The organism is Proteus faecis (assembly GCF_030286765.1).
In the GTDB taxonomy this organism is placed as follows: domain Bacteria; phylum Pseudomonadota; class Gammaproteobacteria; order Enterobacterales; family Enterobacteriaceae; genus Proteus; species Proteus faecis.
The window spans coordinates 50,322-65,727 of sequence record NZ_JASVWV010000005.1 but is presented as its reverse complement, the minus strand read 5'-3'; the positions used below and the strand labels follow the sequence as shown (position 1 = coordinate 65,727).

Below are 15,406 nucleotides of genomic sequence, written 5' to 3'. Positions count from 1 at the left end.
CATTGTCATTACTCAAAATAATCCATATCCAGCTTTGGAAGTTTAACCACTTGTGAGCTTACACCAATTTCGTTATCCATCATCAAGTTAACTAAACGATTACCATCAATAAGTACTAATCCTTCCACGGATTTGGCAAAATCAATGGCTTGAGCGCTATAACCCGATGTGGTAATAAAAATACCTCGTTTAGCTTTTTGCCCAGCAAGAGCGCCATAAAAGGCTTGTAAGTCAGGGCGACCAACAGTGCCTTGCCAGCGTTTTGCTTGTACATAAATTCGCTCTAATCCAAGTTTATCTAACGAAATGATCCCATCAATACCACCGTCACCTGTACCACCAACACGTTGTAAATCATCACGATGGCTACCATAACCTAATTTATGTAGTACATCTAATACAATGAATTCGAATCGAGTAGGGGAAACTTGAAGTAAATTTGCCAGTAAATCAATGGCGACAGATTCACGAATTTCTTTTAATGCATCGTTTAGACGTTCGTCTGGGCTTCGTACTTGTTGGGGATTGTCCGGGACGTGAGGTGTATCTTGATCGAGTAACACGACATCAGGATTAGAGTTAAGTTTTACATCAACAAAATCAAAAGCTAAGTGATCGATTTGTTCTTTAGTAAGAGGAAATGGATTATTTTTGATCCATTCAAAACCAGCTTTTGTTAGGCACCATTTCCCTCTAGATAAACTTTGTGATAGTCCAGCTCGTTTTAACCTATCATGAGCCCAGCCTGCACGATTTTTATAGACTAATTGACCACTTGAAAGGAGTTCAGCACACTGATTATCATCTAATTCTAATATGTTGGCGACGTTTTCGTGAACATCTTTCGCCGCGATACCTTCAGGATGATGCGTTAAAAAACGTAAGACAGGTTCAATAAATTTATCGTAAGTTGGGACTGCCATGGAAATCCTCTATAAGAGATGTTTAGCATGAATTTCTATACTATGGCACTGAACTTCACGGATGTTAAGTTAGAGATTGAGTGTATTATGAATGCCAATAATTAGGGGGCATTATAAATTTAAATAATCATGATTATCTTATAATTTTAGATCTCCTTCTTTTTCTATTTTTGTTTTTATCCGTTCGATAACTTCAATTCGATATTCTTGATGTCCATACATTGCTCTTGGATGGGCGATACGAAAGCATGTTGCGTTTGCAGCCCTAAATTCCCATAGTTTTTGGTGTATTACTGGTGCTGACGTTTCATAACCACCTAAATATTGATTACATAATTCTTTTATAATCGTATCAATACGAGAAAAGCCTGTAGCAAAGATAATAAAATCTGGTTTTAAATAATTAATTTGGGTAGCCAATAGCTTTATGGAAATGTTTTTTATTTCTTGAAACTCATTATCAGGTCTATTTAAAGGTGTTTGTTTGTTATAATCCCAAGCAAAAAGGTTTGCATAGAAAATAGATTTAGGATCAATATTTATTTCTCGAGCTAGCTTAAAATAAAACTGTTTAAAGCGACTCTTAGATTTAGTAATTATTTTTTGTCTGCTATCTGATTGTAAATGTTGTTTGTATCGATTTATTGCTTCATCGATAATTGTATAAATATTATTATTTTCGACAAAGTGAGAAATACGCTTTAATGTATTTTTATGATTATTGGTATTCCAACCGGCAGTTTCTCGTCCAACTAACATAATTTTAGGTTTAGATAACCAATATTCATCGAAGGGTATAGGTAAAAATATGCCTGAATATTTATCTTGTACATAAGAGAATTTCGTGAAATTAATTTCATTAATTATCTCAGAATACTGATTTAGCAAATATAACATTGTATTTTTCTTCTATTTTTATTAACCCAGTACTCCAAGTATTTGGTAGGTACCAGAATGTTTAGCATAGGTAACCAGCTCGTCCTGATATCCAGTGGATCTTCCATAAAACTTAAACGTATCATCACCTATTATTATTTGATCACGACAGGTAGTTTTATCACTGATCCATAGAAAATATCCTATAGTCATGTAAATTTCCTTTTTTGATTAATGGTATAAAACACATAGTAATAACTAATTAAACTCCAATACAAAGTTTGCGGAGGCACTGAGTTTGCCTGGCTTTACTTCATCACTATAACGATAATATTCTGCTTTTAATGGAACGTTATTGATACCACTCGCTAAATCCGCAAGTTTTACAAACTCATTATTAATTAATACGGTATTGCCACTGGAAGGGGCTGAAACCACAAATCCTACACCTTTAGCATTATTACTGTCGCCTTCGTTATCAGGTTTTATAATAGTCTTTTGTCCCTCATAACTTGTTGTGTTATGCGCCATAAGTTTGATTTTAGCGGAAGCATTACCAGTACAATTAATTCTTAGATGATCTTCAGCATATTGATTATCACGAGGAAATCCGATATCAGAGAATGCAGTAATAGGCATCTTAGGTAAATTCATCTCAAGTTCTGTATTTTCAGCACTGCAAGATATTGGTGCGCTAATAATATTGACTGATAAACGATAACTAAAACCAACAGCTGTTGTGCCACCACCTGAATTAAAGCGATTAATTAATATTGAGCCAATATATTGAGTCGTAAAACGCTGTGATTTAGGGTTATCTTTAGTGGAGTAAATAATAACGGTAGCATCTCTTGTATTAAGTTTAGGGCTGTTAACAGGAACTTCTTGTCCAGGCTGACTTCTAAATGAAAGGCCTGACTCGTTTTCAATGAGAACATAAGCATAATCATCTAAACCTGTAATATGGCCATTGCGTACAACATAATAAGCCGGTCTTCCATCGATATCCATATAATAGGTTGGCATTACACCACTGGCTTCGCTATATGTAGCATAAGCATAGAACTCAGCGCCATCTGGGCAATCCGCGACTGCGACATCAGAGCCATCGCGCTTAAATGTAAAACGTGCTATCTCTTGATTTTTTTTAATCATTCCTTTTAGTTCAATGGTGCCACCTTTTGCATCCATTGTGCCATGTTTAATACCGCCATTATTGACACAATCTGGCGCAGCATAACTGTAAAAAGAGAAGGTAGATAAACTAAGAATAAAAATTAGAAATAATAATTTGTTCATTTTATTTTTTACGTTAGTCATTTTATTTCCTTATTTACACTCAGTATCTAAAATATATAAGCCATTAACAGGCGTTTTATTATCAATATTATAAGTTGCATGGCAGCTTTTTTGCTCACCGTTAATTATCCATGAAACTTGAATATTGCCTTGTGGTTTATTAGCAACAAAATAGAGTTGATGGAAGCTTGCGACTAGTTGCGTATCATCGTTATCAATTTCAGCTTTAGCACCCATAGGGATGGTACTTTTATCTGGTGTTTGTAATGTCAGTAGGAATTTAAAGCCTTTTTTAGCATCGAAATCAGCCAACACTAAAGCGCCTTTGGTCGGAATAATATTACTAATAATGTTATTCGAAATTTCAGTATCACTTGGAATAGAATTGGTATTAACACTAATGCTATTTTTTTGGTAAGGCGACATTCCAGAAATAACCGCTAACCCACTATTATTTGTTTTAATAGATTGACCATTAATGATTTCCACTCCTGAAGTATCTTTAGTCAGAATTAACGCATTCGTTTGTTGTAATGAAGGTGTAAATACCGCTCCATACTGTGTTGCAACTAACGCGCCATTAATACCGTAGTTGATGTTTTGTTTATCTTGTGTATATGAATAGCCTGCATTAATGACGGCACTTTGTGTTTTATAAGAGCCATTTACGCCACCACTATAGTTAACACCTTTATTGCCATATCCTTGATAAATATCCCAGTTAGCTTGGTTTTTATCACCATAGGTTCCACTTAAACGTGCGGTTTGTAATACTTGGTTATCATTGTTGGTCGAAATACCGTAATTAGCCCAAATGTAATTCTCATGCCATGAAAAAGGAATACTGACATTCATACTTAAATCATGGCTATTTTTATTATTATCGCTATAGCGATTGCCATCGTAATAAGTGTAATAAACGCTATAGTTAACTTTATTAATTGAGCTATTAAATCCCGCATTATAAGAATGAACAGTTTTACCATTAACATATTTATAAATAACAGAATTTAAATTAATTGAAGCATTATTAGAAAACAAAGGTTGGTTAATAGAGAGTGTATACTCATTTTTTAATCCATTGCTTGGATAGTATTTTCTGTCTTTGTGTTCCATCGCTTGAGTAAAATTGAGAAAATTGGCATCAAAATGACGATAACCGACTAACGAAAGCGTTGTATCTGTTATTGATATATTTTTAGAGTAATTAACTCTAAATGCATTGCCATGTAATGGATCATTGCCATTATTAGTAGAGGACTTGGCGTATAGTAAATCAGTGGTGATCGCGCCATAGCTACCTAAATTTACCCCAGTGCCCACACCAACAGATTGATATTTTTCACCAACAAGTATGCCGCCATAAAGGGTGACATAGTCAGTTAAACCATAAAAAGCTTCGGTCTGAACAATATAAGCTCCATCCCCGCTATTATTACCGTCGTATTTACCCGTGGAGAAGCTATATTTTAATTCACCTTTTCTTTTTAGATTGGCAATAGAAGAGAAAGGCACAATAAAACTCTTTTCAGAGCCATCTGCTTCAGTCACGCTGACATATAAATCTCCGCCACTGTTCATCGGATAATAATCAGTAATATTAAAAGGTCCAGCAGGCACGCTACGCTTATAAATTACTTGTCCGTTTTGGGTGATAGTGACAATAGATTCTGTATTAGCAATACCTGAAACACTAGGAGCATAGGTTCTATTCTGTGTTGGTGTCATTAGTCTATCAGTGACTAATTTAATACCTCTAAATTTTACTGAATCAAAGAGTTGTGAAGAAGAATAGAGATCACCAATCATTAATTCACTATTAATGCGGGTAATTGCTCTAGAAATAACATTACTTAATGTATTCCATTTTTTATCGCCATTTTCATTTTTCGTCCATGTTGAATAATTATTGAAGCGCCAAGGCCCTAAATTAATTTGGGTTTGAATATTGCCATAATAACTATCTGTTGTATTCCCCTGACTACGACTATTAAATGAAGACAATGCGTAATTCACTAATAATGCAGGAATACCTGAATCCCAGTTTTTTATTTCATTTTCTTTCAATCTATCTTCGTTAACATATAACTGTGGTAATGTTAGAACATATTGTTTTCTATTTAAATCTAAATAACCGTTTGCATTATTGATCTCGTTGAGATTAATAAAATCATTATTTTTGCTTTTATTAATTACATCATAAGGAAGATCAATGCCTGCTTTATACCACTCTTCTGCTGAAAGACGAGGAGCTAATATTTTATTATTATTCTTATCTTCCATTAGAATAAAATCGAATTCACGGGTTTCTATACGATTGTTATTGACAAAAAGTGTTACTGTATAGTGACCTGGGGCAATATTATTCTCTCTAAAGACATTAAGATCCTCATTCGTTACTTGTTGAGTACTTCCTTCAATATTTAATAGATTGGCAGGATAATAGTCATTTGCTGATATATTAAAAGAAGCGAATAAAACGCCAGCAATAAATAAATTAATTGACGGTTTATTAATATAATTATCCATTATCTTTTTCATATTGAATAACATCTCTTATTATAACGCGAATTCCATTGGCAGACTTTTTCCAAAATCATCGATATAAAATAGTTTTATTTTTTCTTTTCCAGACAGTGTTTTATTTACATTTATGGTTGTTTCTGATTTTGGTGATAGAAAACTAGGTATTTTCTCAATCTCGTTTCCATCAACAATAAGTTTCCCAATATTAATAAAATAGGGAGAACTGTTTGATACCACTAAACTTGTATTTTTTACGCTCCATCTTAATTCTTTGATTTCTTTTTCAATATTCACATCTATAAGAGATTGAGGTCTATAAATTAACTTGATCCTATTGGTCATGGAATAGCGAAGAACATTTTCTAAGTTTTCATTGCTTGGTGCGACAAATTTAACATTGATCCAATACATGGATTCAATATCATTAGGTAATGTTGTATTTTTAGTGACTTGTAATGTATTTTTTTGTTGTGCCATTAATTTAATTAATGGTGGGGTAATCACAAAATCTTGAGTGAGTTTACCATTAAGATCTTCAACCCAAGATTGTAATAAATAGTTTGTGTTTTTATCGCTATTAAAGGCGACAAAACCTTCATTATTATTACTTTCATTATAAACAACACGAGTTGTCTCTAAACCAAATCCGGCAAAGCTAGATGTAATTGAACTAAATATTATGCCTAATCCTAATAGTATTTTTTTTAATTTCATCGATAAATACCTTTTTAATAAAAGCAGGTTAATACTATTATTAACCTGCTATTTTTTATTATTGATAAGTTAATGTGTAATTCAATGTTGCATCAGCACGACCTGCTTCTACATCATCAGAAGTGCTGACATATTTAGCAATGAATGAAAGTGTTTTTGATTTAAGATCACCTGTATCTTTGATATCGTATTCAGTTGAAAGATTAATATGGTAAGGTGTACTTGGATCTTGCTCGCTATAAATATGAATACCGACATTTTTTGCTGTATTCGAATTATCGGGATTATCTAAAGCTAAAATTTGATCAGAGCTACTGTCTGTTTTACCTTCTAATTTTAATTTGACTTTCCCTTGTGGTGGACAATTAATTAAAGAGATATCTAGTTTTCCATTACCTGATTTTCCACCGACTTCGCTGCCTGTACCGCCAAATTCACTGGTCGCATAACGACCCATATTAACGTTACCGTCAGAGCCAGTACCATTAATATCAATAGTACAAGTTGATGAATAAATTAAACCGGTAAAAGAGATTTGACCAGATTGCTCTTCAGCAGAAACTGTAGCACTTGCCGTTATCACAGAAATAACGAAAGCCATTGGAAGTAATTTTTTTGTTAAAATAGGCATTTTGACCCCTAGTGATTGATATAAATAGTATTTAATAAGTCATATTAAGTGCTATTTATTCTAAGATTAGTTTATTATCACAGCTTATAAATCGACTAAAGGCACCAGAAAATATAAGCATTTTAAATAGATAAATCTAATAAAAATATAATCTTAAATAAAAAAGCTCTTACTGTTAATTATAAAAAACTTAATCAATTTTCATTGTTTTAATTTTTATAATTAACATTAAATCTTGATATTGAAATTTACTTGAATTTATTCTCAAACGGATTCTATGTATTTTATTTAATTTTGTCTTATGGACAGTGTTACAAAATTTTCTTATGTAATTTAGAAAAATCATTAATAAGATAATGAAAATGAAATAATTTATGATTATTTATCATATGGTTAGTTTTGGATGTGTTATCGGGAAGAAAAGAAGATAGTTTAAATTTATTTTATGGAAAATATATTTTGTTACAAATGACATTAAGTTTAAAATATTATAATGGCCATGCTTGATAAAAAATAGTCATTAAAAGAAGTATTTTTAATAATCTAGATGAAATAATTAATAGAAATAATTTTCATTAAAGTTTTCATGCTAATTTAAATCTATTGATTAAGTTATTAATATTTAAAAATTCATCTTAAATAACTTTTATCATATTTTTATTTTTCTATATAAAGTGGCAATACTTATTCCTAAGATTTCTGCTGCTTTCTTCTTTCCTTCCAATGTTGTTCCTGTTTTTTCTAATAGGTTCATAATGGTTTGATACTCTGATGTTAGGCTCTGAGATTTGAGATGTTCTTGTGTATTTAATGGCTGAATTTTCTCTTTATTATCTGTTTTAGCTTCTGTAGGGATACGACTGTTTTTATCCTTTTCTAAAGAAGCAGAATGCGATGTTTCTAACAAATAAGGTGGAAGGTGACTAAGGTTTAAATCAACAGTATCGCCTTGCATAACATACATATATTCAATGACATTGCGTAACTCTCTGATATTACCGGGCCAATCGTAGGAATATAAATAGTTAATAATAACGTTGGGGATCTTCGTCGCAGGTCGCTGATAGGTTAATGCTAAATCGTCGGCAAAAAACTGAGCCAGTTCTGCAATATCTTCTCGGTGTTCACGTAATGCTGGCGTATAGATCGGAACGACATTCAGGCGATAAAACAGATCTTCACGAAATAGCCCTTTATTTACCATTTCACGCAGATCTTTATTGGTGGCTGCAATGATCCTTACATCAATATTGATCATATTATTAGAGCCAACACGCGTGATGCTTTTTTCTTGAAGTACACGTAAAAGCTTGGCTTGTAAATGTAAAGGCATATCCCCAATTTCATCTAAGAATAGGCTTCCACCATGTGCCAATTCAAATTTACCAATACGTCCTTTAGGATCAGCACCACTAAATGCACCACGTACATAACCAAAAAGCTCACTTTCTAGCAGTTGTTCTGGGATAGCTGCACAGTTAATAGTAATAAAAGGCTGTTTCGTGCGTAAGCTTTGTTGGTGAATAGTGTAAGCAACCACTTCTTTACCTGAACCGCTTTCTCCGGTGATAAGTACGCTGGCGTGGCTAACGGCAACTTTGCTTAACATGCTTTTTAATTGGAGCATATTTTGTGAGTTGCCAATTAGAGGTGAGTGGGGATTTTCATCAACAGAGTGGGTATTTATTTGTGTCATATAATCACGAGCATCATGAAAAATAACCATGGTAAGTTGGTCATTATCAACGGATGAAAACGTAATTTTTTTACACAGAACATGATAGCGTTGTTGGTTTAGGATCAGCCATGCTTCTTCATCGCCATAAAGAATATCTCCTGTCATCTGAATATCAAGAGATTGACCAATCAATTCACTATCAAAAAAGCGCAAAGCAGAAAGATTAGCGTGCCAAATTTTACTTTGGCTATCGATTGCGATCACACCTCTATCCATGACATCAATCAAATTTCGAAAAGTACCAAATCGCTCTTGCTCTCTCAGCCTTTCAAGGCATTCAAAAACACGGCTTGAAATCATCTCAGAAAACTGTTCGATAAAAGTGATAAAAGCTTGTTTTTGTTTCATCAAAAACATTTTCTGTTCTCGGTTAGAACAGATAATGCCAATGACACCAATAACTTGGTTATTAAGAAAAATCGGTGCATTAAGATCAAGCTCTTCAGTACAAGTTAAGCGATTTTGGCATAGCTGACAGAGCGCGTTTTCTTTTGGATCTTCAATCAGAATAGTTTTTTGGACTTGCAGGACATGGCGATAAATATACCCATTACTAGAGACATCTTGATTGAGCATATAGCGATAACGCCCCGTACCGGCAATACGAATTAAATTGTTATCAATAATTTCAACATCAGTACCAGTGATCCCCGCAATGGCATCGGTGTACTTACTGATTTCATCTTGTAGGGTACTAAGTAATGAGTGCATCACATTCTCACCTTAAAATTATCAATATTGATAAAAAATTATCATTGCTCATTTTGAGTTGTTAATTTAATTGTTATTTATTAATTGGTTATGTGTTTTTTGTATAAGGCTCACACAATTTCTTATTATTGATAATTTATCACTTAAATAAAACCGCCTAGATCACAGCTTTTCTGCATCATTAATTTCATCTTTTAATCAGTTAAATAATAAATCTATTTAAAATCAAAATATTGCATCTTTATTAAAGGCTTTTTGAGTGAGTTGGCATACATATTGCGATATAGGGGATAACCCTATGTATTCCGATTAATCGCGATATTGGGTTATCGCGAATTTTAAAGTGTGATTAAGAGGTAATTCCATGCAGGAGCAATTGCAGTACCTGATTAACCAGAGTTCATTTACACGAAAACCAACCGCTGAGCTTGCCCCTTTTCGTTATGAAGAGTTAGTCAAAGCGTTAGATTTTCACAGAACTATTCCAGGATACGCACCTACACCGTTATTTCATTTACCCCAATTAGCCAAAACTTTAGGGGTTGGTGAGTTATATCTCAAAGATGAGTCTTTCCGTTTTGGTTTAAAAGCATTTAAAGCGTTAGGTGGTGCTTATGCGATGGCTCGCCATATTGCTGATTTCCTCGAAATGGACATAAGTGAATTACCTTATGAGGTAATGATCAGTGATGAGATCAGGAAAAAGTTAAATGGCGTAACTTTTGCGACAACCACTGATGGGAATCATGGACGTGGTGTTGCTTGGATGGCAAGACAGTTAAAGCAAAAAGCGGTGGTCTATATGCCAAAAGGATCATCACAAGAACGTTTAGATGCCATTTTGCGTGAAGGTGCAGTCGCTGAAATCGTTGATATGAACTATGACGATGCCGTAAGAATGACGGCTGAAATGGCTGAAAAATATGGCTGGATAGTGGTTCAAGACACTGCATGGGATGGTTATGAAGAGATCCCTCTTTGGATCATGCAAGGCTATGGCACGTTAATGCTGGAATCTCTCGCACAATTACATGAAGTACCCCCGACGCATATTTTTGTGCAAGCCGGCGTGGGCTCTTTTGCGGGTATGGTGCAAGGCATGGTAACAGCCGCTTATGGCAAAAAAGCACCGAAAGTGATTGTGGCTGAAGCGCGTATTGCTGACTGTTTATATCAATCTGCGGTATCAGGAACAGCAGATGCTATTCCTGTTGGTGGGGATTTACAAACCGTCATGGCTGGGCTTGCTTGCGGTGAAGCAAATAGTATTGGTTGGAATTTATTACGTGATTATTCAGCGGCATTTTTCTCTTGCCCTGATGCCGTCGCAACTAGGGGAATGCGGATTTTAGGGAACCCTTTACCCGGTGATCCGCACATCATTTCTGGTGAATCTGGTGCTGTGACAACAGGCTTGCTCTCTATTTTGATGCAATCACCTGTTTATCAGAGTGCAAAAGAAGAGCTGGGATTAGATGAAAATGCAAGAGTGCTTGTGATAAGCACTGAAGGTGACACCGATCCTGAGCGTTATCGCGATATCGTGTGGGATGGTGAATTGCCTAGCTTCAAACAATTTTAAAAAACAAATAAGTCTTTTGGAGTGAAATAGTATGTTATCAGCAAACCGATTTGATGAAGTTATTAAGAATTGCCAATTATTAATCCAACAAAAAAGCTATTCAGGTGAAGAAGGTAATGTTGTTAAAGTCATAGAAGAGATGATGAAAAGCTATGATTTTGACGATATTCACATTGATAAATACGGCAATATCATTGGTGGAATTATAGGTCAACACCCAGGGAAAACCCTTGTTTTTGATGGTCATATCGACACCGTACCGGTTAGTGAGCGCGACTGGAAAGAAAAGCCTTATGGTGCAGAAATAAAAGATGGAAAGATTTATGGCCGTGGCACCAGTGATATGAAAGGTGCCGTCGCAGCCATGATTTCAGCGATAGGTTTTTATGGTCAAGATAATCAGCGTAATTTTGCTGGTCGTATTTATGTCTCTTGTATTGTGCATGAAGAGTGTTTTGAAGGTGTTGCCGCAAGACTCGTTTCTGAACGCTATAAACCAGACTACGTGGTAATTGGGGAAGCCTCAGAATTAAATCTCAAAATTGGGCAACGTGGTCGTGCTGAAATTGTTGTTGAAACTTTTGGTAAACCCGCTCATTCCGCCAATCCAGATGCAGGGATCAACTCTGTTTATAAAATGGCAAAACTTATCGAGAAGATAAGAACCTTAACGCCTTCTGTTCATCCTGTATTAGGAAAAGGGATCTTAGAGCTCACGGATATTAAATCATCACCTTATCCTGGCGCTTCGGTTGTACCTGAATATTGTCGCGCCACTTACGATCGCCGTTTATTAGTCGGTGAAACTAAAGAGCAAGTGCTCGCACCATTACAAAAAGCAATTGATGAACTAGCTTCTCAAGATGCTGATTTTAAAGCAAAAGTCTCTTATGCCTACGGTACTGAAAAATGTTACACCGGTGCCACTATTGAAGGTGAGCGTTTCTTCCCAGGTTGGGTATTAGAAGAGAGCGATCCTTATGTACAAAGCGTTTTAAAAGGGCTGCATGAATCGGGCTTTAACCCTACAGTCACACAATACTCTTTCTGTACTAACGGTAGTCACTATGCAGGTGAAGCGGGAATTAAAACCATTGGTTTTGGCCCGTCTCGCGAAAACTTAGCGCACACCATTGATGAATATATCGAAATTGAACAACTAACAGGTGCTGCGAGCGGTTACTACAGCATTATGAATAGCCTTTATCACCTTTAATTTACTTCTTACGCAATAAATCCTTACTAGAAGAGTGTCTGGCGAAACAGTCAGATGCTCTTTGGAGAAATAACAGAATGAAAACAATATTTAAAAACGCCACTGTTATTGATGGAACAGGGGCAAGTGCATTTCAAGCTGATGTTGTGGTTAATGAAGGAAAAATAATAAAAATCGGTCAGTTTGATGCAAAAACCAATGATCAAATTATTGATGCAACAGGGAAGATAGTCTGCCCTGGCTTCATTGATACCCACACTCACTCTGATCTTTCTGCTCTGCTTAATCCCGCTTTATCTGCCAAAATTCGCCAAGGGATCACTACTGAATTGTTAGGGCAAGATGGTGTCGCATTAGCGCCATTGCCAGAACAATATATTTCAGCATGGCGCAAGAATATTGCGGGTTTAGATGGTGATTCTGACAGCATTGATTGGCATTTTAACAATACCGAAGGTTACTTAGGTATGTTGGAAGCGAGAGGCTCTGCAACGAATCTTGCTTACCTTGTTCCTCATGGCAACATCCGGATGGAAGCGATGGGATTGGAAGGTAATCCTTCTACTCGTGAAGATGTCGCCAAGATGTGTGAGATCTTAGAGCGTGAATTAAAAGCTGGGGCATTTGGTTTATCAACAGGATTGATTTATATGCCTTGTGCCTTTGGTGATACGGCTGAAATGATCGAGCTTTGTAAGGTGACAGCAAAACATAATGGTATTTTTGTTGTACACCAGCGTAGTGAAGCTGACGATATTATTCAATCAACTCAAGAGCTTATTGATATTGCTAAAGCATCCGGTGTTTGGTTGCATATTTCCCATATGAAAGTTTGTGGTAAGAAAAACTGGGGATTAATCGATGAAATGCTAGGTATGTTAGAACAAGCACAAAAAGAGGGTATTCGTATTTCGTTTGACCAATATCCGTATGTGGCAGGCAGTACCATGCTTGGGGTGATTTTACCGCCTTGGGTTCACGCAGGAGGTACAGAAAAATTATTAGAGCGCTTAGCTTCTCCTGAACTGCGTAAAAAGATGATTGAAGATATCGAAAAAGGCATTCCGGGTTGGGATAACTTTATTGATTTCGCAGGGTTAGAAAATATTTATGTCACTAGTTCTAAAACAGAAAAAAACCAAGATGCCGTTGGCCTTAGCCTTGTAGAGCTAGGCGAATTGAGAGGTAAAGATCCGTACAACGCAACTTTCGATCTGCTATATGAAGAAGAAAATGCGGTAGGAATGGTGGATTTTTACGGTACAGAAGAACATGTTATCAAATTCTTATGTCGTCCTGAACAAAACGTATGTACTGATGGGTTAATGGGTGCAGGTAAGCCTCATCCCCGTGTATTCGGTGCATTCCCTCGAGTTTTAGGGAAATACGTCAGAGAAGAAAAATGTCTCACTTGGGAACAAGCTATCCGCAAAATGACAGGTAAACCAGCTGAAGTCCTTCGATTAACCGATAGAGGTTTAATTAAAGAAGGGTATGCCGCAGATATTGTGATGTTCGACCCTGAAAGCATTATTGATAAAGGTACGTTTGTGGAGCCTAACCAATACCCAGAAGGGATCGATTTGGTAATGGTCAATGGTCGTATCGCATTAATTAACGGGGTCGAAAGTTACGCCTGCAGTGGACATGTTTTAAGAGCATAACAACACAATAGCGCTCTTAAACGTTAAATCTTATCTCTGTTTATCACGGTTGTTTTTCAACCGTGATGGTTTCCCCTTACCTGAGGAACAGGAAAATGAGTTCAAATATTATTCCAGACCTTCAACCGAAGAAAACATGGAAAGCTCGTTACACCGTTTTATCCTTAATTTGGTTAGCATGGTTACTTTCATTCTTAGATAGAATGGTAATGAGTGTTTCATTACCTTTTATTGGACGTGATCTTAATCTTGATACCACACAACAAGGTTTAATCATCAGTGCGTTCTTTGTCGGTTATGCGGCATTCCAAATACCGGGGGGGTTTTTAGCTGACCGCTTTGGTGCGCGTAAAATTATGGCAATCGGCATTGCATGGTGGTCAGTCTTCACTAGCTTAACGGGGATGGTATTTACATTACCGTTAATGTTAGCGGTGCGATTCTTATTTGGTATTGGTGAGGGATGTTTTCCATCGGCTTCTTGGAAAATGATCTCGACTTATTTCCCATCTAAAGAGCGTGGTCGTGCAACGGCAATTCAATCAACAGTAAATACTTTAGGGCCAGCATTAGCCGTAATTGTTGCCGCCAGTATTATCGGTGCTTTTGGCTGGCATATGGTGTTTATTGTTTTAGGTATTCCGGGATTATTAATTGCAGCGGGTATTTATTTCTTTACTCGTGATAATCCCAAAGATCACCCAAGTATTACTCAACAAGATCTCGATGAATTAGCGGCAGATGGTACATTAACGGATAAACCTGTTGAAGCGGTACCTTTTAAAGACGTTTTAAAGATGCCAGTATTGTGGCAAATGGCAGCGATTTGGTTTCTGTTTGATATTACCTTCTGGGGATTCTCAACATGGTTACCAAGTTATTTAATTACTGTTCGTGAATTCTCTTTGGCTAAAACCGGGGTAATGGCGGCTATTCCATTCTTATTTGGTGCGGGTGGGACATTATTAGGGGGTTATGTTTCTGATAAATGTAAAGCACAGCGTAAATGGTTATATATGATCACCGCAGTGATTGCAGCAGGCTTCTTATATATGACATATACCGTTGAAAGTGCCGATATGGCTGTTGTATATCAGTGTATTTCAGCATTATTTATGTTCTTCGCTATGGCTATGTTCTGGGGTATTTTAATGGATACTATCCCCAATAAAATCATGGGCCGTGCTTCAGGAATTGTTAACTTCGGTGGGCAAATGGCGGGTGTGGTTTCCGCACCGGTGATGGGCTTCTTAATTAAAGCCAGTGGCGGTAGTTATGACAGTGCATTTATGTTTATGATAATTGCATTGGTTGCCTCTGCTGTTGTGACGTTCACTGTTAAAATGAGAAATACACCAGCACCTGTTTAATTAATCAGTATTAATAACGTTTATATTTAAATAAGTGTGATGTTATTAAAAGAAATAAGATTAATTAAATAAAATAAATGTATTAACTGTAAGATTTATTTATTAAAACTCACTCTATGCTTTATTGATTTTTTAATTTAAAAAATCTTATTGTAG

11 protein-coding genes are annotated in these 15,406 nt (G+C 35.8%); 4 read left to right on the top strand and 7 right to left on the bottom strand.

Features of this window, described 5'->3' with window-relative positions:
• Window positions 1–8: 8 nt before the first annotated feature.
• From QSH13_RS08640 to QSH13_RS08610, 7 genes are all read right to left on the bottom strand, one after another.
• The gene (locus QSH13_RS08640) at window positions 9–923 is read right to left on the bottom strand and encodes a restriction endonuclease (RefSeq protein WP_286039046.1); all 915 of its coding nucleotides are present in this window, start codon (window positions 921–923) and stop codon (window positions 9–11) included.
• Window positions 924–1,061: 138 nt separating this feature from the next.
• Entirely contained in the window at window positions 1,062–1,820 is a 759-nt protein-coding gene (locus QSH13_RS08635) for a hypothetical protein (protein ID WP_286039045.1), read from the bottom strand.
• Between the two features lie 237 nt (window positions 1,821–2,057).
• Window positions 2,058–3,119 (bottom strand): fimbrial protein, encoded by a 1,062-nt coding sequence (locus tag QSH13_RS08630; protein ID WP_286039044.1) that lies wholly within the window; start codon window positions 3,117–3,119, stop codon window positions 2,058–2,060.
• A 9-nt stretch (window positions 3,120–3,128) separates the two neighbouring features.
• The gene (locus QSH13_RS08625; protein ID WP_286039043.1) at window positions 3,129–5,639 is read right to left on the bottom strand and encodes a fimbria/pilus outer membrane usher protein; all 2,511 of its coding nucleotides are present in this window, start codon (window positions 5,637–5,639) and stop codon (window positions 3,129–3,131) included.
• 18 nt (window positions 5,640–5,657) lie between these two features.
• Window positions 5,658–6,338 (bottom strand): fimbrial biogenesis chaperone, encoded by a 681-nt coding sequence (locus QSH13_RS08620; protein WP_286039042.1) that lies wholly within the window; start codon window positions 6,336–6,338, stop codon window positions 5,658–5,660.
• A 58-nt stretch (window positions 6,339–6,396) separates the two neighbouring features.
• Window positions 6,397–6,969, bottom strand: a complete 573-nt coding sequence (locus QSH13_RS08615) for a fimbrial protein (RefSeq protein WP_286039041.1) — start codon at window positions 6,967–6,969, stop codon at window positions 6,397–6,399.
• Window positions 6,970–7,618: 649 nt separating this feature from the next.
• Window positions 7,619–9,418 (bottom strand): sigma-54 interaction domain-containing protein, encoded by a 1,800-nt coding sequence (locus tag QSH13_RS08610; RefSeq protein ID WP_286039040.1) that lies wholly within the window; start codon window positions 9,416–9,418, stop codon window positions 7,619–7,621.
• Window positions 9,419–9,782: 364 nt separating this feature from the next.
• On the opposite strand from QSH13_RS08610, the gene dpaL reads away from it, so the two are divergent.
• The 4 genes from dpaL to QSH13_RS08590 all read left to right on the top strand — a co-directional run bounded on the left by dpaL (window position 9,783) and on the right by QSH13_RS08590 (window position 15,250).
• Window positions 9,783–11,000 (top strand): diaminopropionate ammonia-lyase, encoded by a 1,218-nt coding sequence (gene dpaL, locus QSH13_RS08605; protein WP_286039039.1) that lies wholly within the window; start codon window positions 9,783–9,785, stop codon window positions 10,998–11,000.
• A 31-nt stretch (window positions 11,001–11,031) separates the two neighbouring features.
• Window positions 11,032–12,216 carry a YgeY family selenium metabolism-linked hydrolase gene (locus tag QSH13_RS08600; protein WP_286039038.1) on the top strand — a complete coding sequence of 395 codons (1,185 nt, stop codon included), beginning with the start codon at window positions 11,032–11,034 and terminating at the stop codon, window positions 12,214–12,216.
• A 77-nt stretch (window positions 12,217–12,293) separates the two neighbouring features.
• Window positions 12,294–13,880, top strand: coding sequence for an N-acyl-D-amino-acid deacylase family protein (locus QSH13_RS08595; protein WP_286039037.1), 1,587 nt, complete (start codon window positions 12,294–12,296; stop codon window positions 13,878–13,880).
• 95 nt (window positions 13,881–13,975) lie between these two features.
• Entirely contained in the window at window positions 13,976–15,250 is a 1,275-nt protein-coding gene (locus QSH13_RS08590) for an MFS transporter (RefSeq protein ID WP_072064521.1), read from the top strand.
• Window positions 15,251–15,406: the final 156 nt, after the last annotated feature.

Excerpts from the sequence above, each read along its gene's own strand:
- QSH13_RS08640 (WP_286039046.1), bottom strand. The coding sequence starts at position 923 with ATGGCAGTCCCAACTTACGATAAATTTATTGAACCTGTCTTACGTTTT.
- QSH13_RS08635 (WP_286039045.1), bottom strand. The coding sequence starts at position 1,820 with ATGTTATATTTGCTAAATCAGTATTCTGAGATAATTAATGAAATTAAT.
- QSH13_RS08630 (WP_286039044.1), bottom strand. The coding sequence starts at position 3,119 with ATGACTAACGTAAAAAATAAAATGAACAAATTATTATTTCTAATTTTT.
- QSH13_RS08625 (WP_286039043.1), bottom strand. The coding sequence starts at position 5,639 with ATGAAAAAGATAATGGATAATTATATTAATAAACCGTCAATTAATTTA.
- QSH13_RS08620 (WP_286039042.1), bottom strand. The coding sequence starts at position 6,338 with ATGAAATTAAAAAAAATACTATTAGGATTAGGCATAATATTTAGTTCA.
- QSH13_RS08615 (WP_286039041.1), bottom strand. The coding sequence starts at position 6,969 with ATGCCTATTTTAACAAAAAAATTACTTCCAATGGCTTTCGTTATTTCT.
- QSH13_RS08610 (WP_286039040.1), bottom strand. The coding sequence starts at position 9,418 with ATGCACTCATTACTTAGTACCCTACAAGATGAAATCAGTAAGTACACC.
- dpaL (WP_286039039.1), top strand. The coding sequence starts at position 9,783 with ATGCAGGAGCAATTGCAGTACCTGATTAACCAGAGTTCATTTACACGA.
- QSH13_RS08600 (WP_286039038.1), top strand. The coding sequence starts at position 11,032 with ATGTTATCAGCAAACCGATTTGATGAAGTTATTAAGAATTGCCAATTA.
- QSH13_RS08595 (WP_286039037.1), top strand. The coding sequence starts at position 12,294 with ATGAAAACAATATTTAAAAACGCCACTGTTATTGATGGAACAGGGGCA.
- QSH13_RS08590 (WP_072064521.1), top strand. The coding sequence starts at position 13,976 with ATGAGTTCAAATATTATTCCAGACCTTCAACCGAAGAAAACATGGAAA.